Origin of the sequence: Azospirillum lipoferum 4B, from assembly GCF_000283655.1 — a bacterium.
GTDB classification, from domain to species: domain Bacteria; phylum Pseudomonadota; class Alphaproteobacteria; order Azospirillales; family Azospirillaceae; genus Azospirillum; species Azospirillum lipoferum_C.
Genome location: NC_016623.1, coordinates 563,219 through 586,464, shown reverse-complemented (window position 1 = coordinate 586,464; position 23,246 = coordinate 563,219). Strand labels below are relative to the sequence as shown.

20 protein-coding genes are annotated in these 23,246 nt (G+C 69.9%); 17 read left to right on the top strand and 3 right to left on the bottom strand.

Annotation, left to right across the window (positions count from 1 at the left end; genetic code table 11):
- Positions 1-48: 48 nt before the first annotated feature.
- The gene (locus AZOLI_RS23985) at positions 49-1,221 is read right to left on the bottom strand and encodes a glycosyltransferase family 4 protein (protein WP_014249793.1); all 1,173 of its coding nucleotides are present in this window, start codon (positions 1,219-1,221) and stop codon (positions 49-51) included.
- A gap of 341 nt (positions 1,222-1,562) precedes the next feature.
- On the opposite strand from AZOLI_RS23985, the gene AZOLI_RS23980 reads away from it, so the two are divergent.
- The 3 genes from AZOLI_RS23980 to AZOLI_RS23970 all read left to right on the top strand — a co-directional run bounded on the left by AZOLI_RS23980 (position 1,563) and on the right by AZOLI_RS23970 (position 7,837).
- Entirely contained in the window at positions 1,563-4,292 is a 2,730-nt protein-coding gene (locus tag AZOLI_RS23980; RefSeq protein ID WP_044552907.1) for a carbohydrate-binding domain-containing protein, read from the top strand.
- 739 nt (positions 4,293-5,031) lie between these two features.
- The gene (locus AZOLI_RS23975; protein ID WP_014249790.1) at positions 5,032-5,841 is read left to right on the top strand and encodes a LuxR C-terminal-related transcriptional regulator; all 810 of its coding nucleotides are present in this window, start codon (positions 5,032-5,034) and stop codon (positions 5,839-5,841) included.
- A gap of 202 nt (positions 5,842-6,043) precedes the next feature.
- Positions 6,044-7,837 (top strand): ABC transporter ATP-binding protein/permease, encoded by a 1,794-nt coding sequence (locus AZOLI_RS23970; RefSeq protein ID WP_014249789.1) that lies wholly within the window; start codon positions 6,044-6,046, stop codon positions 7,835-7,837.
- Between the two features lie 7 nt (positions 7,838-7,844).
- On the opposite strand, the gene AZOLI_RS30735 is transcribed toward AZOLI_RS23970, so the two are convergent.
- Together AZOLI_RS30735 and gcvA are read right to left on the bottom strand one after the other, a co-directional pair.
- Positions 7,845-8,762, bottom strand: a complete 918-nt coding sequence (locus tag AZOLI_RS30735; RefSeq protein WP_014249788.1) for a glycosyltransferase family 2 protein — start codon at positions 8,760-8,762, stop codon at positions 7,845-7,847.
- Between the two features lie 53 nt (positions 8,763-8,815).
- Positions 8,816-9,715, bottom strand: coding sequence for a transcriptional regulator GcvA (gene gcvA, locus AZOLI_RS23960; protein WP_014249787.1), 900 nt, complete (start codon positions 9,713-9,715; stop codon positions 8,816-8,818).
- A 126-nt stretch (positions 9,716-9,841) separates the two neighbouring features.
- On the opposite strand from gcvA, the gene AZOLI_RS23955 reads away from it, so the two are divergent.
- The 14 genes from AZOLI_RS23955 (at position 9,842) to AZOLI_RS23890 (ending at position 23,188) form a co-directional block, all read left to right on the top strand.
- Complete coding sequence (locus AZOLI_RS23955) at positions 9,842-11,512, top strand: thiamine pyrophosphate-binding protein (protein ID WP_014249786.1); 1,671 nt, start codon at positions 9,842-9,844, stop codon at positions 11,510-11,512.
- A gap of 71 nt (positions 11,513-11,583) precedes the next feature.
- Positions 11,584-13,080 (top strand): L-piperidine-6-carboxylate dehydrogenase, encoded by a 1,497-nt coding sequence (gene amaB / locus AZOLI_RS23950; RefSeq protein ID WP_014249785.1) that lies wholly within the window; start codon positions 11,584-11,586, stop codon positions 13,078-13,080.
- An 88-nt stretch (positions 13,081-13,168) separates the two neighbouring features.
- The gene (locus tag AZOLI_RS23945) at positions 13,169-14,401 is read left to right on the top strand and encodes a hypothetical protein (RefSeq protein WP_044552904.1); all 1,233 of its coding nucleotides are present in this window, start codon (positions 13,169-13,171) and stop codon (positions 14,399-14,401) included.
- Positions 14,402-14,654: 253 nt separating this feature from the next.
- Positions 14,655-15,494, top strand: coding sequence for a motility protein A (locus AZOLI_RS23940; protein ID WP_014249783.1), 840 nt, complete (start codon positions 14,655-14,657; stop codon positions 15,492-15,494).
- Positions 15,481-16,380 carry an OmpA/MotB family protein gene (locus tag AZOLI_RS23935; protein ID WP_014249782.1) on the top strand — a complete coding sequence of 300 codons (900 nt, stop codon included), beginning with the start codon at positions 15,481-15,483 and terminating at the stop codon, positions 16,378-16,380. Before AZOLI_RS23940 ends, AZOLI_RS23935 begins: the two co-directional genes overlap by 14 nt.
- 263 nt (positions 16,381-16,643) lie before the next feature.
- Positions 16,644-18,104 carry a F0F1 ATP synthase subunit beta gene (gene atpD / locus AZOLI_RS23930; RefSeq protein WP_014249781.1) on the top strand — a complete coding sequence of 487 codons (1,461 nt, stop codon included), beginning with the start codon at positions 16,644-16,646 and terminating at the stop codon, positions 18,102-18,104.
- Positions 18,101-18,559, top strand: a complete 459-nt coding sequence (locus tag AZOLI_RS23925; RefSeq protein ID WP_014249780.1) for a F0F1 ATP synthase subunit epsilon — start codon at positions 18,101-18,103, stop codon at positions 18,557-18,559. The genes atpD and AZOLI_RS23925 overlap by 4 nt, the downstream gene beginning before the upstream one ends.
- Positions 18,556-18,834, top strand: a complete 279-nt coding sequence (locus AZOLI_RS23920; RefSeq protein WP_014249779.1) for an AtpZ/AtpI family protein — start codon at positions 18,556-18,558, stop codon at positions 18,832-18,834. The genes AZOLI_RS23925 and AZOLI_RS23920 overlap by 4 nt, the downstream gene beginning before the upstream one ends.
- A gap of 4 nt (positions 18,835-18,838) precedes the next feature.
- Positions 18,839-19,141 carry an ATP synthase subunit I gene (locus tag AZOLI_RS23915; RefSeq protein ID WP_014249778.1) on the top strand — a complete coding sequence of 101 codons (303 nt, stop codon included), beginning with the start codon at positions 18,839-18,841 and terminating at the stop codon, positions 19,139-19,141.
- On the top strand, positions 19,138-19,812 hold the full coding sequence (locus AZOLI_RS23910; protein WP_014249777.1) for a F0F1 ATP synthase subunit A: 675 nt from the start codon (positions 19,138-19,140) through the stop codon (positions 19,810-19,812). The genes AZOLI_RS23915 and AZOLI_RS23910 overlap by 4 nt, the downstream gene beginning before the upstream one ends.
- 5 nt (positions 19,813-19,817) lie before the next feature.
- On the top strand, positions 19,818-20,057 hold the full coding sequence (locus tag AZOLI_RS23905; protein WP_014249776.1) for a F0F1 ATP synthase subunit C: 240 nt from the start codon (positions 19,818-19,820) through the stop codon (positions 20,055-20,057).
- A gap of 23 nt (positions 20,058-20,080) precedes the next feature.
- Positions 20,081-20,860, top strand: a complete 780-nt coding sequence (locus tag AZOLI_RS23900) for a F0F1 ATP synthase subunit delta (protein WP_014249775.1) — start codon at positions 20,081-20,083, stop codon at positions 20,858-20,860.
- A complete protein-coding gene (locus AZOLI_RS23895; protein ID WP_014249774.1) occupies positions 20,823-22,352 on the top strand; it encodes a F0F1 ATP synthase subunit alpha in 1,530 nt (509 codons plus the stop codon). The genes AZOLI_RS23900 and AZOLI_RS23895 overlap by 38 nt, the downstream gene beginning before the upstream one ends.
- Positions 22,349-23,188, top strand: coding sequence for a F0F1 ATP synthase subunit gamma (locus tag AZOLI_RS23890; protein ID WP_014249773.1), 840 nt, complete (start codon positions 22,349-22,351; stop codon positions 23,186-23,188). Before AZOLI_RS23895 ends, AZOLI_RS23890 begins: the two co-directional genes overlap by 4 nt.
- The last annotated feature ends 58 nt before the right edge of the window (positions 23,189-23,246 follow it).

The window sequence follows — 23,246 nt, the reverse complement described above, 5'->3', positions numbered from 1 at the left end:
TCCCGCCCCGGGAGAGGGCGTTCGTCTCCGAGTGCGATGACGTGCCCCTCACGACGCCGACCTGACCAGCGCTCCGCCCATCTCCACACCGCTGGCGAGCGGCCCCATCGCTTCCAGAAGGTCCACATACTGCCCCGCCGTCACCGGCCAGTCGTGGCGTTCGGCGATGCGGCGGCCGGCCTCTCCCATGCGGCGGCGCTCCTCCGGGTCGGCGGCCAAACGGCGCATCGCCCCGACCAGCGCGTCATGCGCATCCGGGTCTTCCAGCACGACGGCCGCCCCGTCCTCCAGCAGCCAGCTGGCGCCGGCAAGCCGCGTGGTGACGACCGGCAGCCCGCTCGCCGCCGCCTCCAGCAGGACCAGCCCGAATGGCTCGTAACGGGTCGGGAAGACGAACAGGTCGGCCGCCCGCATCAGCGCCGCCACGTCGCGCCGGTGGCCGAGGAAGCGCACGCGATCCTCCACCCCCAGTGACCGCGCCAGCGCCGGGAAGGGACCGCCGCGTTCGTCCCCCACCACCGCCAGCGAGAGGTCCGGCACTTCGGCCAGCGCGCGCAGAACGCCGTCCAGATTCTTGCGGTCGCTGCGGGCGTCGCCGACGAACAGCGCCACCGGACGGGACGCCGGCAGGCCGAACACGGTCGGGTCGGGCGTTCCGGGCCGGAATTCCGCCACGTCGACACCGTTGTCGATCACCGCCAGCCGGGCCGGGTCGATGCCGTCCCGTCGCAACTCCTCCGCCACCGTGCGCGACACCGCCACCAGCCGGCCGGCACGGCGGAAGCTCCAGCGCTCGAAGCCGACATTCAGCAGGGTGTAGAGCGCCCGGTAGAGCGACAGCGGCGACAGACCCTTGCGCACGGGATGGGTGGATGAGCGCATCCAGGCCGAATGGACGAAATGCACGGCGTTGACGTCCGACCGCGCCCAGCTGACGAAGCCGTTCACCACCACCCGGTCGAGCCCCGCCCGCCTTGCCCGCGCCAGCGCCCGGCTCGCCCGCCAGGCGAACAGCTGATCTTTTGCCAGTTGCGTCGGCACCCCGCCGCCGCTGACCGGCACCCAGCGCAGGCTGGGATGGCGCGCCAGTTCGTCGGCAACCTCCGTCGCGATGGCAACCACCTCGTGCCCGCGGCGCAGCAACTCCTCCACCACGACGGCATTCACCCGGCCCTGCCCGTCATGGCGGACGATCTTCTGCGTCACCACGGCAATGCGCATCGCGCTTCCCCTGCTCGGCTGTATCGACGGTATCGGCGGCGGTTCACGCCGGAGTGGACCACGGAGACGCCGCGCACACCAAACAAACGAAAGATACCGAATCCGCTCAACAGGCTTAAGTCTGTCGTTGCTTCGCCATTGCTTTCAACGGCTGAAGAAATCGCACAACCAAAATCGTTTTTTACGGAAGAGTCAAAGATGAGTCAAATACATATCCCATCTTTGACTCTCCAAACGATGGCGATGACCTGTCAAGACTCCCGAACGGGAAGGGTAGCCAAATCGATCTGATTACCCCGACCTTGTACGTTCTTAATCTTTCGTTAATGGGAGTCGTGCCGATGGCGATCACCGGGTCCAATCTCATCGATGTCACCTTCGCAATCGACGCGTGGGGGCAAGAAGCCGGCGGCGTCTGGCCGCATCTGGCGCTGAAGCTGGACGGCGCGACCATCGGACAGGCGACGGTGAACGGCAGCAGCGCCGGGCGCTACACCATCAGCGCCAAGGTCGCCGCCGACACCGCGCATAATTTGCAGCTCGTCTACGACAATGACGGGATGGCGGGCGGCGCCGACCGCAACCTGTTCGTCCGCGCCGTCTCCGTGAACGGCACCCCGATTGCCGTGACCGATCCGTCGGTGACCTACGACAAGGGTGCCATCGACGGTCGCGACGTGGTGAAGGGCCAGGAAGCGATGTATTGGGGCGGCGCGCTGAACGTCCCGCTGCCGGCGACCCTGTTCCCGGCGCCGGACGCGGCCACCGCCGAGCCGGCCGCCACCAAGTCCTTCAGCGTCGTCGTCAACGCCTGGGGCAAGAGCGCCGGCGGCGTGCCGCCGCACTTCAAGCTGCTGGCCGACGGCAAGGTGGTGGGCGAGGCGAAGGTGTCCGCCACCACCCAGACCGCCTACAAGTTCACGGTCGACCTCGACCCGGCGCTGGCGCACAAGATCCAGGTCCAGTACGACAACGACGCCGTCGTCAACGGCCAGGACCGCAGCCTCTTTATCGGCTCCGTCGTGGTGAACGGCCACAGCGTCGCCTCCACCGCCGCCGGCGTCACCTATGACCGCGGCGCGCTGGACGGCAGGGACGTCGTCGCCGGCCAGCAGGGGCTGTGGTGGAACGGCACGCTGAACGTCCCCGTCACCAAGGCGATGCTGGGCGGCAGCTCGACCACCGCCCCCGCCGCGCCGGCCCCCTCCCCGACGCTGCCGAAGAACGAGCACACCGCCAGCGCCGGGGTCAGCAGCGACCGTCCGCCGCTGAAGTCCGACGTGTCCGCCATCTCCTGGGGTGCGGACCGCGGGCTGGCGCCGCAGCACCTGTTCTGGGAATCGGTGCCGGACTATGCCAGCTCCACCCACCTGAAGGAGACGCGCGATGTCGCCGCCGGCCATCTGGCCGACGGGGTGATGCCGCTGATCGGCCTGCAGCTGTGGGAGGACACCTTCGAGTATTCGCAGACCGGCGGCGAGTTCGCCAATCTCGGCGGCCACAAGGCCTGGGTCTCCTGGGTGAAGGCGCACCAGCAGTATCTGGGGCGCGACGCCGACGGCAACATCCTCAATTCCGACAGCGGCAATCCCTATGGCTGGGGCTATGTCAGCCCGCTGATGCCGCTGGACACCAAGGACGCGCCGGCCGGCTGGACCGGCGGCACCGCCCATTACGGCGACTGGATGGCCGACAAGCTGGGCCGCCTGTCCGCCCTGACCGGCACCCGCGGCTATGAGCTTGCCGATTTCTTCGACGGCAGCCCGCATTCCGGCGTGATGGACTTCTTCAACACGCGGATGATCGCCGAATTCAGCGCCAAGACCGGCATCAAGGTCTCCGGCACCACCCTGGCGCAGCAGGCCGATTACATCGTCGCCAACCATCCGACCAAGTGGCTGGACTATTTCGTCGACGGCTGGGCCGAAAGCTGGAAGGCGCTGGACGAGTCCATCGTCGAGCACACCGGCAAGCCGGCCTGGCTGACCACGCAGGTGTCCTTCACCCCGGCGGCGATGCGCGAATTCGCCGGCGTCGACGCCCGGGTGATCGCCGAGAAGATGAACGAGGACGACATCCTGTTCAACGTCCAGACGCTCGAGCGCTTCACGATGCAGCACAAGCAGGCGCCGGCCTCCTACGAGCAGGCGATGCTGGGCATCCACGCCGCCCGCGCGCCGGACGCCCATTTCGGCCACATGATGTCCTCGTCGGAAAAGGACTATTGGGGTGCGGTCGACAGCCTCTACACCGGCGTCTCCGGCACGGCGCGCGAGGAGCTGGGCTGGGGCCGGCTGGAACAGACCTGGCTGCAGAGCGGCTGGACGATGATCGCCGACGACCAGGGCGGCGTGCGCCGCGCGGCGGAGCAGTGGTCGCGCAGCTATCACGACTGGGGCGAGGTGAAGCAGCCCTGGCTGGACATGCTGCGCGACATCGTGCCGACCCGCCCCTTCGGCCCGGCGCTCTATTACAGCGCCAATGCCGAAAAGGCGATGAACGCGCTGGAGCCGGCCGGCAACTCCATCGGCAACGCCTATCTGGGCGAGCTGCTGACGCCGATCACCAAGCTGCACGATGCCGGCGTGACCTTCGGCTATTACGTCAGCGACGCCGCCCTGCCGGCGATGACCAAGGCCAGCGCGCCCAGCGCCTGGATCATCCCGCAGGCGACCTACGAGGGGCAAAGCCTGTTCAGCGATGCCGAGATCGCCGCGCTGAAGGCCAAGGCCCCGGTGCTGATCGGCGACGAGGCGCTGACCTACAAGCACCCGCTGACCTTCACCGACACGGATCCGGACGCCCAGATCACCGGCTACGGCTTCTACGACCAGAAGGACCGGCTGATCGTGGTCGCGTCCGACCGGGTCGACTTCAACGACACCGCGGCGCGCAAGTCGGTGGCGACCCATGTGGAGCTGCAGCTGGCCAACGGCCATTACACGGTCCAGGATCTGATCCACAACACCACCCAGAGCTTCGACGTGGTGAACGGCATGGGCAGCTTCGACACCGCCATCGACCGCTGGGATACCGGGGTCTACGCCATCACCCAGGACATGGCAGCGTAAGGGGGCGGCTTAAGGCAGCGGCTTAAGACGGAACCGGACGGTTCGGGATGGGGACGGGGGCCCGCTTCGGCGGGGCTTCGTCCCCGCCTTTTTCGGCCGCCGAATTGTCCGGCTGGTCGCAGCTGTTTAAGAGTCTATATTATCTTTGCGGGCGGGCGCCAATGGAACGGCCTTCGAAGTTGCTGCTTCTAATTGAAATTGTTTTTTTAAACCGTTTTTCTTGCAGTACAGGCGCATTCTTTCGGCCGATTCATCTACGCCCCCTCTCCACAAGACGTCATCCACTGGAGGCCCGCGCGGGTTGACTGGGCTATCACTTCCCATATCCGGTGCAAAATAGCCCAGTTACTGTTCGCCTTTCAGGGCCGGGCTTCTCCTGCCGGCATGACACTCTCTCCCTCTGACCCTGGAAGCTTTCCAAAAGTGATGCAGACAATGCCGTGAGTGCCGGATCATAGTTCGATCTAAATTCGATCGGACGAACACGCACCCATCGATACAACGTGCATCGTCCATCGAATTCGCACATCGCGCCGGTTCAGCGCGGCGGCAGTCGACGGAGCAACGCGAAGGCTCGAACGGGGAGCCGAAGGCACATCGCCGGACGGAAGAAACCGGCAGCCATCATCGCCACGTCGCCCTTGCCGCCCTACCGTACAGCGTCCGGGGGAGGAGGCCCTGCGGTCCAGCCGCGCGACGATGTCGCCTGCCATATCGTCCATTCCTGGGGGAGACGGACATGCCCGACCGCATTCGTGTGATAGTCCACAATCAAAGCCGATTGCTGCGTGAGTCCATCCTGAACATCCTGGATGATTGCTTCGAGGTCATCGATCCGCAAAGCCGGCTTGCCACGGGGCTTTCCCCGAAGACGGCATGGAACGGGCGGGCGAACGGGGCGGGCGACCGTTATGCCGCCGGCATTTCCGCCGGCGGGGCGGTGGTCACGCTGGAACCGCCGGCCGGCAACGGCGGCACCGAACGGGCCGGCGAACGGACGGCGGACATCGTGCTGTTCGATCTCGCATCGCTGAAGACCGACGCCTGGAACTTCCGCAGCTGGTACGGCGAAAATGCCAGGCTGGCGATGATCGCGGACGAATTCTCGGCCCATCACATGCGGATGGCGCTGCGTTTCGGCGTGCGCGGCTATCTGCTGAACCGGATGGCGCCGACCGCCTTCGTCCTGGCCCTGCGCCTGATCCATGCCGGCGAACCGGTGGTGCCTGAGGAATGCTTCGACTATTTCTCACCCACGGCCCTCCGCCGCAACGGCGAAGACGGGTCGGCGGCCCAGCATGAATCCGAGCTTCTGGGCTATCCCGGCCTCTATCCGCGCCATGCACGCATCCTGAAGCTGATCATGGACGGATGCAGCAACAAGGAGATCGCGCGCGAGATGCTGATGACCGAGGATCTGGTCAAGCTGCATGTGCGCCACATCATGCAGACCATCAACGTCCGCAACCGCACCCAGGCCGCCCTGTGGGCCGCCCAGAGCGGCATCATCCAGGAGATGGAGTATTTCCTGGAGCGGACGGGACCGTAGGATCCGGCTGCCTCGGGGCGCGGCGCCGCCGACCTTGCCGTCCAGCGCCCCCTCCAGCGCCCCCCTCCAACACCATGCCGCCGCACCTCGTGGCGGCCTCGGCCGATCCGCTGGCGGCAAGTGACAGCGAATTCATGCCTCCGCTGCGGCAAAGGATGGTAATCGGCATCCCATGTGCTGACCGCTTGCGAGTGCCCGGCCGATGTCCGCGCGTGCATATTCTCCGCCTGCTCCCACCGGACGCCTGTCCGCCGCCCGTCACTTCCTGTCCGACGTCTGGCGCCTGACCAGACCATACTGGTCCTCGGACGAGAAATGGGCGGCACGCGGACTGCTGGCGGCAATCGTCGTCCTCAATCTGGGCGCGGTGTTCATGGAAGTCTGGTTCACCCAGATCAACGCCGACATCTTCAACGCGCTGCAGGAGAAGGACCAGGGCGCCTTCATCCACTCCCTTCTGGTCTTCGGCGGGCTGGCGCTGGTCTTCATCGCGGTGGCGGTCTACCGCCTGTACCTGAACCAGATGCTGCAGATCCGCTGGCGCCGCTGGCTGACCGAACGCTATCTCGGCGACTGGCTGGAGAACCAGACCTATTACCGCCTGCAATTCGCCCACACCGGCACCGACAACCCCGACCAGCGCATCGCCGAGGATCTGCGCGGCTTCGTGCAGCTGACGCTGAGCCTGTCGCTGGGCTTCCTGACCAATCTGGTGTCGCTGCTCTCCTTCCTCGCCATCCTGTGGAGTCTGTCGGGCTCGGTCGCCATTCCGTGGCTGGGCATCGACCTGCCCGGCTACATGGTGTGGGTGGCGCTCGTCTATGCCGTCGCCGGCACCTGGATCACCCACCGGATCGGCAAGCCGCTCGCCCGGCTCAGCTTCGAACAGCAACGCTACGAGGCCGACTTCCGCTTTGCCATGGTCCGCCTGCGCGAGAATGCCGAAAGCGTCGCCCTGCAGCAGGGAGAGGCGCAGGAAACCCGCGGCTTCAACGAGCGCTTCGCCCGCGTGGTCGCCAACTGGTGGGCGCTGATGCGCACGCAGAAGCGGCTGGTCTGGTTCACCTCCGCCTATGGGCAGATCGCCGTCATCTTCCCGCTGCTGGTCGCCGCACCGCGCTATTTCAGCGGCGCCCTGCCGCTGGGTTCGCTGATGCAGACATCGCAGGCCTTCGGACAGGTGCAGGGGTCGCTGTCCTGGTTCATCGACGCCTATGTGAATCTCGCCGACTGGCACGCCACCACCACCCGCCTGACCGGATTTCACCATGCGGTGGAGGCCGTCCGGGCAGCCAGCCGCGACCATGCCGGGGTGGAGCGCACCGTTGGCGCCGACCATGCCCTTACGCTTGACGGGCTGGCCCTGACCCTGCCGACCGGAGGCACGCCGCTGCTGCGCGCCGACCTGACGGTCCGGCCGGGCGAGACGCTGCTGATCTCCGGCCCTTCCGGCTCGGGCAAGAGCACGATCCTGCGCGCCATCGCCGGCATCTGGCCCTTCGGGCAAGGCCGCATCGCGCTGCCGGCCGGCGGCACCGCCACCGCCACCGCCACCGCCACCGGCAGCATGATCCTGCCGCAGCGGCCCTATCTGCCTATCGGGACCCTGCGCGCCGCCGTCACCTACCCGGCCGCCCCCGACGCCTTCGGGACCGAGACGGTGCGCGAGGCCCTGGACGCCGTCGGCATGGCCGCTTTCGCCGACCGGCTGGCGGAGGAGGACCACTGGTCGCAACGCCTGTCCGGCGGCGAGCAGCAGCGCATCGCCGTCGCCCGCGCCCTGCTGCACAAGCCCGGCTGGCTCTATCTGGACGAGGCGACCTCGGCCTGCGACCCGGAGACGGAGGAACGGCTCTACCGCCTGCTGCGCGAGCGCCTGCCCGGCACCGCCCTGGTCAGCATCGGCCACCGCCCCAGCCTCGCCGCCTTCCACGACCGCAGGCTGACGGTGCGGCGCGACGGCGAGGGGACGGCGGAGCTGGTGGCGGCGGGGTGACCTTGACTCACCCCTGCCGCAGGATCGCCTGTTGGAAGCGCAGCACCCGGTTGTTGACGATCTGGTCGAGCACCGACCGCGATTCGCCGAAGACCGGCTCGGTCCACCGCTTCGCCTTGGTTGCGGCGGCCACGGCTTCGCACAAGGAGGAAAAGCTGAAGCTGCCGCCCCCCGGCGGGCTGCCGGCGAACAGGTTTGCCAGCGCCGTCACCTCCAGCTGGGTCAGGTGGGGATAGAAATCGGCGATCAGCCCCTTGCGGATGCGATAGACCGCAGAGGCCGTTCCGGTGACGTTCCTGGACAAGGCGGTCGGGTGGCGGCGGTAGCGCAGCAGGGGCTTCTTCACATTGGTGAAGACGGCGCCGGCGCGCATGAAATCGATCCAGAAGGCGAGATCGCCGCCCGACACATAGGCCTGATTCCAGCGGATCCGATGCTTCATGACGAAGTCGCGGCGGAACAGCGAGGTGGCGTCGAAGACATTCCGCGCCGCCTCCAGGAACAGCGCCTTGATGTCACAATCGGCAACCGCGGCGTCACTCGCCCCGGTGGCGTCGCCGAACATCTCCAGATCGGCGCCGCAGACCGTCACCTCGGGCCGGCTGTCCAGCAGAGCCACCTGCAGGGCGAGGCGGTCGGGTGCCGCGATGTCGTCGCTGTCCATGCGCGCGACATATTCCCCCTCCGCCAGCGCCAGCCCGACATTGAGGATGCCCGACAGGCCGAGCTGCACCGGGTTGCGGAAGACCTTCAGCCGCGAATCCCCCATGGCAAGCACCCGGTCTGCCGTCCCATCGGTCGATCCGTCGTCCAGCACCAGAAGCTCGAAGTCACCGTAGGTCTGGGCCAGGATCGACCCCACGGCCTCCTCGACATACGCCGCCGTGTTCCAGGCCGGCAGCAGAACCGAGACGCGGGGAGCCATTCAATCATCCTCGAAACAGAATCAGCCCAACCATGCATGGAAGAGCGCTCGCATCATACTGCACAGCCGCGCGCCTCCGCCAGCAGCCACTGCCGGAAGGCGGCGAAGGGCGGGTGGTTGGCCTTGCCGCGGGGGTGGACGAGGTGATAGGCCCGCGCGCTGCGGTGCGGCCGGTCGATGGCCGGCACAAGGGTGCCCTCCTCAAGCTCGGCGCGGACCAGCAGGGTGGGCAGCAATGCCACGCCAAGCCCGGCCTCCGCCGCCTGGGCGGTCGTGGCGAACTGTTCGAACACCATGCCGGCGCCGGGACGGGGCGCGAGTCCCTGGGCCGACAGCCACTCGTTCCAGGCGTCGGCGCGGGTGCTGGTGTGCAGCAGCGGCAGCGACGGCAGGTCGGCCGGCTCCGCCACCGGATGTGCCTTCAGGAAGGCGGGAGAGCAGACCGGCAGCACCTCCTCGTCCAGCAGATGGTCGCAGACGGCGTCGGGCCAGTCGCCGAAGCCGTAATGGATCGCGGCGTCCAGGTCGTGCAGGCGGAAATCGAAGGGCGCCAGCTTGGTGGTGAAGTGGATGGTCACCTGCGGGTGCGCCGCCTGGAAGGCCGGCAGCCGCGGCACCAGCCAGCGCGTGCCGAAGGTCGGCAGGATGGCGAGGTTCAGAACGCCGCCCTTGGGCGCCGCGATGGTCCGCACGGTGGCCGCCGCGATCTGGCGCAGCGCGTCGCGGATGGGATCGGCATAGAGCGCGCCGGTCGGGGTCAGGCTCACCCGCTGGCCCTTGCGGGTGAACAGCGGGGTGCCGATCTGGTCCTCCAGCGCCTTGACCTGCCGGCTGACCGCCCCTTGCGTCAGCGACAACTCCGCCGCCGCCGCGGTGAAGCTGCCGGTGCGGGCCGCCGCCTCGAAGGCGGTCAGCATGCTCATGGAGGGGAGAAGGCGGCGCTGCAGATCCATGACCGCTTCATTACCAAAGCTCATGACCTGTGGAAAGAATGTCGTTTGCACCCTGGCGCGCGGCACGGCACGGTCGGTATCCTGGAGATCCGGATTATTCCCACAGGCAGGCGGGGCGGCATCGCGATGAAGACCGGTGGTCAGTTGATCGTCGAAGCGCTGGAGGCGCAGGGCGTGCGGCGGGTGTTCGGCGTGCCGGGCGAGAGCTATCTCGCCGTGCTGGACGCCCTGCACGACAGCCCCATCGAAATGGTCGTCGCCCGCCATGAGGGCGGTGCTGCGATGATGGCGGAGGCGCAGGCGAAGCTGACCGGCCGTCCCGGCGTCTGCCTCGTCACCCGCGGCCCCGGCGCCACCAACGCCGCCTCCGGCATCCATGTCGCCCAGCAGGACGAAACCCCGCTGGTCGTGCTGGTCGGCCAGATCGAGCGCGGCATGCGCGGCCGCGACGCCTTCCAGGAGGTCGATTACGGCAAGCTGTTCGGCGGCATGTGCAAATGGGTCGCCGAGATCGACAGCGCCGACCGCGTGCCGGAGATGATCTCCCGCGCCTTCCACACCGCGATGTCCGGCCGGCCCGGCCCGGTGGTACTGGCCCTGCCGGAAGACACGCTGACCGAAACCGCCGACGTCGCGGCAGCCCCGCGGGCGGAGCCGGTCGACAGCGCCCCCACCCCGGCCCAGCTGGCGGCCTTCGGCGACCTGCTGGGCAAGGCGGAAAAGCCGCTTCTGGTCGTCGGCGGCTCCCGCTGGACCGAGGAGTCGGTTGCGGCGCTGCAAGTCTTCGCGGAAAGGCTGTCGCTGCCGGTGGCGGTCACCTTCCGCCGCCAGATGCTGTTCGACCATTGCCACCCCCTCTATGCCGGCGACATCGGGCTGGGCATCAACCCGAAGCTGACGGCGCTGGTCAAGGACAGCGACCTGCTGATCCTGCTGGGCGACCGCTTCTCCGAGGTGCCGTCGCAAGCTTACGACCTGCTGGGCATCCCCGATCCCCAGAAGATTGGGGGCAAGGCGGTGGTCCACATCCACCCCGGCGCGGAGGAGATCGGCCGCGTCTATCGCCCGACCCTCGGCATGGTCGCCACGCCGGCCGCCTTCCTCGACGCGACGGCCGGCATGCCCGTGACGGCGAAGCCCGGCTGGGCCGCCCGTGCCGAAGCCGCCCATGCCGCCTACGAGGCCTGGAGCACCCCGCCCGAGACCATCCCCGGCGACGTGCAGATGGGCCGCATCATGGCCTGGCTGGACGAGCGGCTGGAGCCTGACGCCGTCTTCACCAACGGTGCCGGCAACTACGCCACCTGGATCCACCGCTTCCACCGCTTCCGCCGCTTCGGCACCCAGGTGGCGCCGGTCTGCGGCTCGATGGGCTACGGCCTGCCCGCCGCCATCGCCGCCAAGCTGCAGCACCGCACCCGCGACGTGCTGTGCTTCGCCGGCGACGGCTGTTTCCAGATGACGGGGCTGGAGTTCGGCACCGCCGTGCAGGAAGGCGCCGCCGTCATCGTGCTGCTGGTCGACAACGGCATGTACGGCACCATCCGCATGCATCAGGAGCGCGAGTATCCCGGCCGCGTGTCCGGCACGCAGCTGAAGAACCCGGATTTCGCCGCCTTCGCCCGCGCCTATGGCGGCCATGGCGAGACGGTGGAGACCACCGACCAGTTCGCCCCGGCCTTCGAACGCGCCCGCGCGTCCGGCCTGCCGGCGATCATCCACATCAAGCTCGACCCCGAAGCCCTGACCCCCAGCCGGACGCTGTCCGAAATCCGTGCGGCGGGGAAGGGGAAGTAACCGATGCCCCGCTTTATCCCCTCTCCCCGGGGGGGAGAGGGAGAATTCTACAGACCCAAGGAGCCACCCCGGTGCAGCACAGCGACATCCTCTCCCGTTTCGGCCTGACCTCCAGCGGAGCCGGGCTCACCGCCCGGTCGCCGGTCGACGGCGCCACGCTCGCCACGGTGGCGGAGACCGCGCCGTCGCAGGTGTCGGACATCGTCGCCAACGCCGCCCGCGCCTTCGAGGCGTGGCGCTCGGTGCCGGCGCCGCGCCGCGGCGAGCTGGTCCGCCTGCTGGGCGAGGAGCTGCGCGCCGCCAAGGAGGATCTCGGCCGTCTGGTTTCGCTGGAAGCCGGCAAGATCTACCAGGAAGGCCTGGGCGAAGTGCAGGAGATGATCGACATCTGCGACTTCGCCGTCGGCCTGTCGCGCCAGCTCTACGGCCTGACCATCGCGTCGGAGCGTCCGGGCCACTCCATGCGCGAGACCTGGCACCCGGCCGGTCCCTGCCTCGTCATCTCCGCCTTCAACTTCCCGGTGGCGGTGTGGTCGTGGAACGCGGCGCTGGCGCTGGTCTGCGGCGACCCGGTCGTCTGGAAGCCGTCGGAGAAGACCCCGCTGACCGCCGCTGCCTGCCAGGTGATCTTCGACCGCGCCGTCGCCCGCTTCGGCGATGCGCCGGCCAACCTGTCCCAGGTCGTCCAGGGCGGCCGTGAGATCGGCGAGGCGCTGGTCGCCCATCCGGGCTTCCCCATCGTCTCGGCCACCGGCTCGACCCGCATGGGCCGCGAGGTCGCCAAGGTGGTGGCCGAGCGTTTCGGCCGCTCGATCCTGGAACTGGGCGGCAACAACGCCATGATCGTGGCGCCGTCGGCCGACCTCGACATGGCGCTCCGCGCCATCCTGTTCTCCGCCGTCGGCACCTGCGGCCAGCGCTGCACCACGCTGCGCCGGCTGATCGTCCACCGCTCGGTCAAGGACCAGCTGCTGCCGCGCCTGAAGGCCGCCTATGCTTCCGTGTCGATCGGCAGCCCACTGGAGTCCGGCGTGCTGATGGGTCCGCTGGTCGATGCCGACGCCTTCAAGGCGATGCAGCGCGCGCTGGAGTCGGCGAAGGCCGAGGGCGGCACGGTGACCGGCGGCGAGCGCACGCTGACCGACCGCTTCCCCGACGCCTATTATGTCACCCCGGCCATCGTCGAGATGCCGGCCCAGACCGAGGTGGTGCGGCACGAGACCTTCGCGCCGATCCTCTATGTCCTGGCCTACGACACGCTGGAGGAAGCCATCGCGCTGCAGAACGCGGTGCCGCAGGGCCTGTCCTCCTGCATCTTCTCCACCGACGTCCGTGAGACGGAGCGCTTCCTGTCGGCCGCCGGGTCCGACTGCGGCATCGCCAACGTCAACATCGGTCCCAGCGGTGCGGAGATCGGCGGCGCCTTCGGCGGCGAGAAGGAGACCGGCGGCGGCCGCGAATCCGGCTCCGACGCCTGGAAGGCCTACATGCGCCGCCAGACGGCGACGGTGAACTACTCCTCCGCTCTGCCGCTCGCCCAGGGCATCAAGTTCGAGATCATGGGCTGATCGTATCTGTCCCGCGGCGTCATCGCCCCTTGCGACCGGCACCGCCCGGCGCGACACTTCCGCCATGAACGGTCGGGAGCATGGGGCGATGGCGGACGCGGCAGCTCATACGCTTCTGGCACGCCTGCAGGCCCTGCGGGCGGCGCCGGAACCGCTGGCGGCGCTGCTGGCCGATCTCCGCGGGATCGAACATGGCGGCGATCCGCGTTTCGCCATGACACTCGACCATTATCTGGAAAGCTGGCTGGGCAGCCAGCCGCGCGAGGTGTTCCGGCTCGCCGGCCCCCGCCTGCTGATCCTTGCCCCGGCCGAGGCCGCCCCGCTGTTCGACGCCGGGGCCAGAGCGCTGGCGCACACCCTGTTGTCGCACGGCTTCGGCACGCTCCACACCGACCGCTACGACATGGCGACGGAAGGCGAGCGCCTGTTCGCCGACCTGTTTCCCGACGACGCCACCGCAGCCCTGCGCGAAGCGGCCCAACACGCGCCGACCGCGGCGCTTGCCCATCTGCTGGAGGTGGAGCGGGTCCTGCACGGCGCCGACATCGACAGCATCGTCCGCGAACAGCCGGTCTGGTCCTTCGCGGAGGCCCACCCCGCGGTGGTCACCACCGAACTGGCCATATCGCTGGAGGAGCTGGAATCGCGGCTTTCCCTGTCGCTGCGCCGCGATTCCTGGCTGCGCCACGAGGTGGCGGTGCGGCTCGACCGCGGGCTGTTGCGCCATATCGCCCGCGACCGCAGCCGCGATCCCCGCCCCTTCGCCATCGACCTGCACACCGCCACCGCGCTGGACGACGGCTTCGACGAATTGGCACGCGCCATTCCGACTGAGATGCGCACGCGGATCACCGCCGAGCTTCCCTGCTGGGAACTCTCGCTGGCCCCGGCGCGGGTGGTCGCGGCGGCCGGACGGTTGGCCGACGCCGGCTTCGCGGTGGCGTTGGACCATGTGCCGCTGGCGGCGCTGGCCGGGCTGGACCTCGGCGGACTGGAACCGGCTTTCATCAAGACACAGTGGATTCGCGGAGCCTCCGGCGCCGCTGATCTGCTGACCGCCGCCGTAGAGCGTTTCGGCGCCGGGCGGCTGGTCCTCTGGCGCTGCGACGAGCCGGCGGCGCTGGAAACCGGCCATGCAGCCGGGGTCGCCCTGTTCCAGGGCCGCGCGGCGGATGCCGCCTCTGTCGCACCCTGGCACCCGAGCGAAAGCGTGCCGCGCCCCGTGGCGGAGGAACCGGAGGAGCCTGCCCCATCCGAAACGGCAGACCCCACCCGGCCCCCACCCCCCGGCCTGCTCGGCCGCCTGTTCGGGCGCGGCTGACCGCCGCAGGACGTCGACACTTCCAATGAGCCGATCGTCCTGAAAGCCCCTCTCCCCTTGCGGGAGAGGGGTTGGGGTGAGGGGACGCAAGCCTTTCAATTTCCATCGGCTTTCAGCCGCCCGCCCCCCTCATCCCGAGAAGGGCTTCCTGGCCTTGCCGACCTCACCCTCCGCACCCGCCGCCCCCCGGATTGACAGCCGGTCATTACGGGTTCCTAATAAATAAAATACCAATGAACGACGAAGGCGTCGGATGTCCATCCAAACGCCCGGCCAAGCGCCCACCAAGCCCGCCCCCTCTGCGGCGTCCTCCCGTCCCACCCGCCTGCTGAACGCCACGGCCGTCGGCCTTCTGGGTGCGGTCGGCCTCCTCTCCTACATCGGCCTCGGCCATGGGATGGAGGCTCTGTGGAACCCGACCGGCGCGGTCATCATCGCCGGCGGCATCGCCGTTTCCGCCCTGATGGCCTTCCGGGCGAGCGAGCTGCGCGCCGCCCTCGCCGCCCTCCGCACCATCTTCCGCGACGACGAGTCCATCGCCACCGACATCGCGGAGCTGGTGACCTTCGCCCGGCTCTACCAGCGCGGCCAGATCCAGCGGGCGGAGGAGCAGGGGACCAGAGCCGGCAGCCCGTTCCTGCGGCTGGGGCTGCAGCTGATCGCCGACGGCACGCCGGTCAACGACATCCTGCATGTGATGAACTGGCGCATCCAGAAGCTGATCGAGCGGGAATCGGTGCAGTCCCGCCTGTTCCGCACGCTGGCCGGGCTGGCGCCCGCCTTCGGGCTTCTGGCGACGCTGGTCGGGCTGATCGGCATGATGGCGCAGCTGGGAACCGCCACCATCGCCCAGGTGGGAGAGCACATGTCGGTGGCGCTGGTTGCGACGCTCTATGGCGTCGTGCTGGCCAACCTCGTCTTCAAGCCGATCGCCATCAAGCTGGAACAGCGCACCGCCCGGCGGGTGGCGATGCTGAACGTGCTGCTGGAGGGCATCATCCTGGTGCGGCTCGGCCGCTCGCCGACGGTGATCGCCGACGCGCTGGCCGAGTTCGTGCGCGAGCGCGGGGACGAACTCCATGGCACCTCGTGACGACAGGCCCGCGAACGGCGGTCTCGCGCCGGACGACGCGGAGGATCTCGCCTCCCCGACCTGGGCGGCCGGAATCGCGACGGGCAACGTCCTGCCGCAGGCCGGCGCGGAGGAGGATCAGGAGATCTGGCTGCTCAGCTACTCCGATCTGGTCACGCTGCTGCTGTCGGTGTTCGTCATGCTGCTGGCGATCACCAGCCTGAAGGACCAGCTGCCGACCACGCCGCAACCGGAAACTCCGGCATTGTCGCAGCCGGTCACGCTTCCCGCCCCCCTGCCGATCCCGCCGCTCTTCGACGAACCGGCGCCGCAAGCCGAGCCTGCGCCGGCAGCCGATGCCGTGCCGGCCGATCCGCGGCCGCGCCTGGACGACGGCGAGGTGGCGGTGACGGCGCCCGACCGGGTGGCGGAGCGCTGGCGCGAGACCCTGGCGGGTCTGGGCGTGCCGCGCAGCGTGGCGGTCGACGTGCGGCAGAACCGGGTCGGCATCGTCATCGGCGAAGGCATCCTCTTCGCTCCCGGACAGGCGGAGCTGACGCCGGGCGGCGACGGCCTGCTGCGCCGGCTGGCCCCGACGCTGGCGGCCACCCGCGGCGACATCGTGGTCGAGGGGCACAGCGACTCCACGCCGATCGGCAACCGCCGCTTCCCCTCCAACTGGGAGCTGTCGGGCGGACGGGCGGCCAGCGTGGTGCGGCGGCTGATCGAGCTGGGACTGGCGCCGGACCGGCTCTCGGCGGTGGGCTTCGCCGACACCCGGCCGCTCTCCACCGGCACCGACCCGGTCTCGATGGCGCGCAACCGCCGCGTCGCCATCACGATCCAGGCCGATGGCCTCCCGGATGAACTCCCGGCGGGACAGGAGCCAGCCCGGGCGATTCCATAGGGGCAGGGTTTGATTTGACGCAATGCCGCAACGCAACGAAGGGGGCTATGCTGGGATCCGGTGGTCGATCTGGTTGACGCGTTGCCCTCCACCCCCCACGGCGCCGCCCCACGGGAGAAATCCACGGGAGCATCCAGGCGCCCCTTCCCCCGCCCGCCGGGGGAAGGCCGGGTGGGGCTTCGATAATGTAGCCCTGCCGCGGCACTGCCCTTACCGCCACCATCCTGCACGGTTCCCGTCCCGCCCAATCGGCCGGAGTGACCATGTCCGTTCAAACCTCCGCGCGACCGCCTGCCGATCCACCTGCCGCCCCGGATTCCGACTCGGCGCCGGGCCGGGTCGTCGCGGTCCGCGGTTCCGTCATCGACATCCGCTTTCCCGAAACGGCACTGCCGCCGCTGTTCGACGCGGTGGAGATCCTGTGGGACGGTCCCGAGCGGCTGGTGGCGGAGGTGCAGAGCCATCTCGACGCCGCAACCGTCCGCGCCATCGCGCTGCAGGGCACCTCCGGCCTGCGGCGGGGCGCGCCGGCCCGCTCAACCGGCGGTCCGCTGACCGCCCCGGTGGGCGAGGCGGTGCTGGGCCGGCTGATCGACGTCATGGGGCTGGCGCGCGACGACGGGCCGGAGCTGCCGCCCGACACCCCGCGCGCGCCGATCCACCGCCCTCCGCCGCCGCTGGCCCGGCGCAGCCCGCGCCGCGACCTGATGGAGACCGGCATCAAGGTGATAGACCTGCTGGCCCCGCTGGCCCGCGGCGGCAAGGCGGCGATGTTCGGCGGCGCCGGGGTCGGCAAGACCGTGCTGGTGATGGAGCTGATCCGCAAGATGGTGGAGCGCCACACCGGCATCTCCGTCTTCGCCGGCATCGGCGAGCGCTCCCGCGAGGGGCAGGAGCTGTGGGAGGAGATGAAGCGCTCCGGCGTGCTCGGCCGCACCGCGCTCGTCTTCGGCCAGATGAACGAGCCGCCGGGCGCCCGCTGGCGCGTCGGCCTGACCGCGCTCACCATCGCCGAGCATTTCCGCGACGAGGAACATCGCGACGTGCTTCTGCTGATGGACAACGTCTTCCGCTTCGTCCAGGCCGGTGCCGAGGTGTCGGGGCTGCTGGGCCGCCTGCCGTCGCGCGTCGGCTACCAGCCCACGCTGGCCAGCGAGATCGCCGAGCTTGAGGAACGGGTGGCATCCACCCCCGGCGCGGTGGTGACGGCGATCCAGGCGGTCTATGTCCCGGCCGACGACTTCACCGATCCCGCGGTGGCGGAGCTGTTCAGCCATCTCGACAGCTCCATCGTGCTGTCGCGCGCCATGGCGGCGGAGGGGCTCTATCCGGCGGTGGATCCGCTGAGCTCCACCTCCAGCCTGCTCGACCCTCTGGTGGTGGGGGAGGCGCATTACCGGCTGGCGGAGGATGTGCGCAAGACCATCGCCCATTACCGCGAACTGCAGGACGTCATCGCGTTGCTGGGCATGGAGGAGCTGAGCGCCGCCGACCGTCTGGCCGTGGGCCGCGCCCGCCGCCTGCAGCGTTTCCTGACCCAGCCCTTCCTGGTGACGGAGGCCTTCACCGGCCATGGCGGCGTCAGCGTGCCGCTGGAGGAGACCCTGAAGGGCTGCCGCGCCATCCTGGACGGCGAGGGCGACGACTGGGCCGAAAGCGCCTTCTTCATGACCGGCACCCTGGATCAGGTGCGCGACCGCGACCGCGCCGGGAGGGTGGAATGAGCAACCTCTCCCTCATCGTCACCACCCCCACCTCCGTCGCCGCGCAGCTCACCGGCCTCCGTCACCTCCGGGCGGAGGATGCCAGCGGCGCCTTCGGCATCTGGCCCGGCCATGCCGACCTGCTGACCGCCCTGGCGATCTCCGTCATCAGCTGGCGCACCGCCGACGGCCGCGAGGGGCATTGCGCCGTACGCGGCGGGGTGCTGACCGTCCGCGACGGCGCCCGGATCGCCGTGGCGACGCGCGAGGCGGTGGTCGGCGGCGACCTCCACGCCCTGGAACGCGACGTGCTCGCCCGCTTCCGCCGCGACCGCGAGGAGGAGGGGGAGGCGCGCAGCGGCGCCCGCCGCATGCATCTCGCCGCGATCCGCCATATCCAGGCCTATCTGCGCCCCGGCCGCCGCCCCAATACCCCCTTCGCCCCCACTCCCGACGGCGGGGAGGAGGCGCCATGACCGACGACAAGGATCCGCTTCCCGGCAGCGTCCGCCGCCATCGCGAAAGGCGGGAGCGCTGGGCCCGCGAGGGCGAACGGCCGATGGGCCGCAACCTCGCCCTGATCGGGGCGCTGGGCTGGCTGGTGATCATGCCGACGCTGGCCGGCCTGTTCGCCGGGCGCTGGCTCGACGAACGGGCGGGCGGCGGGATTTTCTGGACGGCGGCGCTGCTGTTCGCGGGCGTGGCGCTCGGCGGATGGCTCGCCTGGAACCGTATCGAGCAGGAGCGTTGACGCGATGACCGCCCCCCATCTTCTTCCCATCCTGGTTCTTTCCATCCTGACAGGGGCGCTGGCAGGGCTGGCGTTGGGAACCCTGTTCTTCCGCGGTCTGGCGGCGACCGCCCGGCTCTATGTGGCGGGCGGAATCCGGCGGGCGGTTCCGCTCTATCTGCTGCGGTTGGCATGCGCCACCGCCGGCTTCACCATCGCCGCCCTGTGGGGCGGGGCGGAGGCGCTGCTGGCGATGCTGGCCGGATTCCAGATTGCCCGCAGCCTCGTGGTCCGGCGCGAAAAGCGGGCGGAGGCGGGAACGCCATGACCGAGTCCCCCCTGACGACGCCGGTTGTCTTCCTGCTGGGGCCGGTCCCGGTCACGCTGCCGGTCGTCGTCACCTGGGGACTGATGGCGGCCATGACGCTGGGCTCCGCCCTGGCGACGCGGCGCCTTCGGGTGGAGCGGCCCGGCCGCGTCCAGACCGTGCTGGAGCTGGTGGTGGAGACCCTGCGCCGCCAGATCGCCGAGACGATGCAGGCCGACGCCACGCCCTTCCTGCCGCTGCTGGGCACGCTGTTCCTCTATCTGGCGGTTGCCAACCTGTCGGGGCTGGTGCCGGGGCTGAAGGCGCCGACCGCCTTTCTGGAAACGGCGGCGGCGCTGGCGCTGGTCGTGCTGCTGGCCTCGCAGGCGCTCGGCATCCGCCGCCGCGGCCTGTGGCCCTATCTGAAGGGCTTCGCCCACCCCACCCCGCTGCTGCTGCCGCTGAACATCCTGTCGGAGCTGACGCGCGCCTTCTCGCTGTCGGTCCGCCTGTTCGGCAACGTGATGAGCGGGGAGTTCGTCATCGCCATCGTGCTGTCGCTGGCCGGCCTGTTCGTGCCGGTGCCGCTGATGGCGCTGGAACTGCTGCTGGGCCTCGTCCAGGCGTACATCTTCACCGTGCTGGCCGCGGTCTTCATCGGCGGCGCGGTCGGAACAATAGAAAAGGGATAGGAATCATGGATGTCCATTCGATCAGCATCCTCGGTGCCGCGCTGGCCGTCTCGGTCGGGGCCATCGGGCCGGCCCTGGCGGAAGGACGCGCCGTCGCCGCCGCGATGGAGGCCATCGCCCGCCAGCCGGAAGCCGCCAACACCCTGTCGCGCACCCTGTTCGTCGGTCTGGCGATGATCGAGACGATGGCGATCTACTGCCTCGTCGTCGCCCTGCTGCTGCTGTTCGCCAACCCCTTCGCCTGACCGCGGCAGTTCCGGAGCCCGTCATGCACATCGACGGTTGGACCATTCTGCTCCAGGCGGTCAATTTCCTGATCCTGGTCTGGCTGCTGCACCGCTTCCTCTACCGCCCGGTCCTGGCGGTGATCGCCGAGCGGCAGGCCGCCACCGAGCGCGTCCGCACCGAGGCCGAGGCCGCTCGCCAAGCCACCGAAGCCGCAAGCCGGAGCCTGGAGGACCAGCGCGCAACCCTGCCGGCCGAACGCGACCGCCTGATCGCCGCCGCCCGCGCCGAGGCGGAGGCCGAACGCGCCGCCCTGCTCGACCGGGCGCGGACCGAAGCCGACCATGCGCTGGAGGAGGCGCGCGCCCGGCTGGCCGAGGAGCGGGCGCAGGCGCTGGGCGCCTTGCAACGCCACGCCGCCGATCTCGGCACCCGGCTGGCGACCCGCCTGCTGCGCGACGCACCGGCACGCTCCCTGACCCTCCCCCTGCTGGAAGAGGCCTGCGCGGCGGTGGAGGCGCTGGACGCCTCCCAGCGCCATGCCCTGGCGGACGGGGCCGGGTCGGCGCCGGTGCCGGTGCGTCTCGCCGCAGCCGGCCCGCTGTCGGACGAGGACGCCGCCCATGCCCGCGACCGGCTGGCGGCGGCATTTGACCGGCCGGTGGCGCTGGAACTGACCGAGGATCCGTCGCTGATCGCCGGGGTGGAGCTGCATTTCGCCCACAGCGTCGTCCGCCGCAGCTGGAAACAGACGCTGGCCGAGGCGAAGGAGGAGATGACCCGTCATGACTCCGCAAGAACCGATGCCGACCCCGTCGCTTGAGGACGCGCTCGACGCCTGGATGCCGGGTGCGCTGCGCCGGCTGGACGGGCTGGACACCGCCGCGCGGCTGGAATCGGTCGGGCGGGTGGAGTCGGTCGGCGACGGCATCGCCCATGTCTCCGGCCTGCCCGACGTGCGGGTGGACGAGCTTCTGCTGTTCGCCGGCGGGGTTGCCGGGCTCGCCATGGATCTGGATGACCGGATCGGCTGCGTCCTGCTGGGCGATGCCACGCAGGTCGCAGCCGGCGGCACCGTCCACGGCACCGGAACGGTCCTGCGCGTGCCGGTCGGCGACCGGCTGATGGGGCGGGTGGTCGATCCGCTCGGCAATCCGCTGGACGACGGTCCGCCCATCGAGGCCGACGGGTGGGAGCCGGTGGAGCGCCCGGCCCCGACCATCGCCGAGCGCGCGGCGGTGTCCGAACCGCTGCTGACCGGCACCGCGGTGATCGACGCCATGTTCCCGCTCGGCCGCGGCCAGCGCGAGCTGCTGATCGGCGACCGCGCCACCGGCAAGACCGCCATCGCGGTGGACGCCATCCTCAACCAGACCGACGGGGATGTGTATTGCGTCTATGTCGCCGTCGGCCAGAAGGCGTCCGGCCTGCGCGCGGCCATCGAGGCGGTGCGCCAGGGCGGCGCCGCGGCGCGCACCCTGTTCGTCATCGCCGCCGCCGATTCCGCCCCCGGCCTGCAATGGCTGGCGCCCTATGCCGGCTTCACCATGGCCGAGCATTTCCGCGACAGCGGCCGCCACGCCCTGGTGATCGTCGACGACCTGACCAAGCATGCGGCGGTCCACCGCCAGCTCTCGCTCCTGCTGCGCCGCCCGCCGGGGCGGGAGGCCTATCCGGGCGATGTCTTCTACCTGCACAGCCGCCTGCTGGAACGCGCCGCCAAGCTCAGCCCGGCCAGGGGCGGCGGGTCGCTGACCGCGCTGCCCATCGCCGAAACCCAGGGCGGCAACCTGTCGGCCTACATCCCGACCAACCTGATCTCCATCACCGACGGGCAGGTCTGCCTCGACGCCAAGCTGTTCTACGAAGGACAGAAGCCGGCGGTCGACATCGGCCGCAGCGTGTCGCGCGTCGGCGGCAAGGCCCAGCCGCCGGCCCTGCGCACGCTGGCCGAGCCGCTGCGGCTCGACTACGCCCAGTTCCTGGAGCTGGAGGTCTTCACCCGCTTCGGCGGTCTGGTGGACGAGCGGACGCGCAAGGCGGTGGAGCATGGCCGGCGCATGCGGGCCCTGCTGGCGCAGCGGCACCTGTCGCCCCGCCCGCTGGCGGTCCAGGCGGCGCAGCTGCTGGCACTGGCCGATGGAACGCTGGACGGGCTGGCGCTGGAGGCGATGCCGCGCTTCCAGGCGGCACTGGCGGGTCTGGTCGCCGCCTACCCGCCGCATATCGGCGAGACGCTGGACGACGCCACCAAGGCGGCCCTGCGCGACCTGATCGCGCAAGCCGTCTCGGGCTTGACCGGAGCGGCGCCATGACCGAAAGGCTGGCGGAGGTCGAGGCACGCCGCGCCAGCGTGCAGGATCTGGAGGCGGTGACCGACGTCATGCGCTCTCTCGCCGCCATGCGGCTGCAGCAGGCGCTCGGCACGCTGGCCGGTACCCGCGCCTATGCCGAGGTGATCGCCGGAGCGCTGGCCCAGGCCGCAGCCTTGCTGGACGACGCGCCGCAGCAATGGCCGGTCAACGGGCACGGCCATTGCGCCTGGGTGCTGTTCGCGCCGGAACACGGCTTCGTCGGCGCCTTCGCCGAAAAGCTGGTCGACGCGGCGCTGGCGGCACCGCCGGCCTGCGCCTTGTGGGTGGCGGGGTCGCGCGGCGCCGCCCTGCTGGAGGAACGCGGCCGTCCCCCGGCCTGGGCCACGGCGATGGCGACCAACACCGACGCCGTCACCGCCACCGCCCGGCGCATCGCCGAGGCACTCTACCAAGCGGCGGCGGACGGACGGCTGGGCCGGGTGGAGTTGCTCTACGGCCGGACCAACGCGGGCGCGCCGCCGGAGCTGGTGCGCCGCCCCCTGCTGCCGCTCGGCCTGCCGCGCGATGGCGCCCGGACGGTGCCGCCGCTGATCAACATGCCGCCCCGCGACCTGATCGCCCGGCTGGTGGACGAGTATGTCTTCGCCCTGCTCGCCGATGCCGCGATGGAGAGCTTCGCCGCCGAGAACGCCGCGCGCCTGTCCACCATGATGACGGCCCGCCACAACATCGAAACCACGCTGGACGAACTGACCGCGACGGCGCGCCACCTGCGCCAGGAACAGGTCACGAATGAGCTGATCGAACTGGTGTCGGGGGCGGAAGCGATGGGGTGAGAAGCGAAAGCCCGCTGCCCTAGTCCCTTCTCCCCCCTGGAGAATCCCTTCTCCCCCC

What these genes read in the sequence shown, in the direction of transcription:
- AZOLI_RS23985 (WP_014249793.1), bottom strand. Translation starts at nt 1,221, where the DNA reads ATGCGCATTGCCGTGGTGACGCAGAAGATCGTCCGCCATGACGGGCAG.
- AZOLI_RS23980 (WP_044552907.1), top strand. Translation starts at nt 1,563, where the DNA reads ATGGCGATCACCGGGTCCAATCTCATCGATGTCACCTTCGCAATCGAC.
- AZOLI_RS23975 (WP_014249790.1), top strand. Translation starts at nt 5,032, where the DNA reads ATGCCCGACCGCATTCGTGTGATAGTCCACAATCAAAGCCGATTGCTG.
- AZOLI_RS23970 (WP_014249789.1), top strand. Translation starts at nt 6,044, where the DNA reads ATGTCCGCGCGTGCATATTCTCCGCCTGCTCCCACCGGACGCCTGTCC.
- AZOLI_RS30735 (WP_014249788.1), bottom strand. Translation starts at nt 8,762, where the DNA reads ATGGCTCCCCGCGTCTCGGTTCTGCTGCCGGCCTGGAACACGGCGGCG.
- gcvA (WP_014249787.1), bottom strand. Translation starts at nt 9,715, where the DNA reads ATGGATCTGCAGCGCCGCCTTCTCCCCTCCATGAGCATGCTGACCGCC.
- AZOLI_RS23955 (WP_014249786.1), top strand. Translation starts at nt 9,842, where the DNA reads ATGAAGACCGGTGGTCAGTTGATCGTCGAAGCGCTGGAGGCGCAGGGC.
- AZOLI_RS23945 (WP_044552904.1), top strand. Translation starts at nt 13,169, where the DNA reads ATGGCGGACGCGGCAGCTCATACGCTTCTGGCACGCCTGCAGGCCCTG.
- AZOLI_RS23940 (WP_014249783.1), top strand. Translation starts at nt 14,655, where the DNA reads ATGTCCATCCAAACGCCCGGCCAAGCGCCCACCAAGCCCGCCCCCTCT.
- AZOLI_RS23935 (WP_014249782.1), top strand. Translation starts at nt 15,481, where the DNA reads ATGGCACCTCGTGACGACAGGCCCGCGAACGGCGGTCTCGCGCCGGAC.
- atpD (WP_014249781.1), top strand. Translation starts at nt 16,644, where the DNA reads ATGTCCGTTCAAACCTCCGCGCGACCGCCTGCCGATCCACCTGCCGCC.
- AZOLI_RS23925 (WP_014249780.1), top strand. Translation starts at nt 18,101, where the DNA reads ATGAGCAACCTCTCCCTCATCGTCACCACCCCCACCTCCGTCGCCGCG.
- AZOLI_RS23920 (WP_014249779.1), top strand. Translation starts at nt 18,556, where the DNA reads ATGACCGACGACAAGGATCCGCTTCCCGGCAGCGTCCGCCGCCATCGC.
- AZOLI_RS23915 (WP_014249778.1), top strand. Translation starts at nt 18,839, where the DNA reads ATGACCGCCCCCCATCTTCTTCCCATCCTGGTTCTTTCCATCCTGACA.
- AZOLI_RS23910 (WP_014249777.1), top strand. Translation starts at nt 19,138, where the DNA reads ATGACCGAGTCCCCCCTGACGACGCCGGTTGTCTTCCTGCTGGGGCCG.
- AZOLI_RS23905 (WP_014249776.1), top strand. Translation starts at nt 19,818, where the DNA reads ATGGATGTCCATTCGATCAGCATCCTCGGTGCCGCGCTGGCCGTCTCG.
- AZOLI_RS23900 (WP_014249775.1), top strand. Translation starts at nt 20,081, where the DNA reads ATGCACATCGACGGTTGGACCATTCTGCTCCAGGCGGTCAATTTCCTG.
- AZOLI_RS23895 (WP_014249774.1), top strand. Translation starts at nt 20,823, where the DNA reads ATGACTCCGCAAGAACCGATGCCGACCCCGTCGCTTGAGGACGCGCTC.
- AZOLI_RS23890 (WP_014249773.1), top strand. Translation starts at nt 22,349, where the DNA reads ATGACCGAAAGGCTGGCGGAGGTCGAGGCACGCCGCGCCAGCGTGCAG.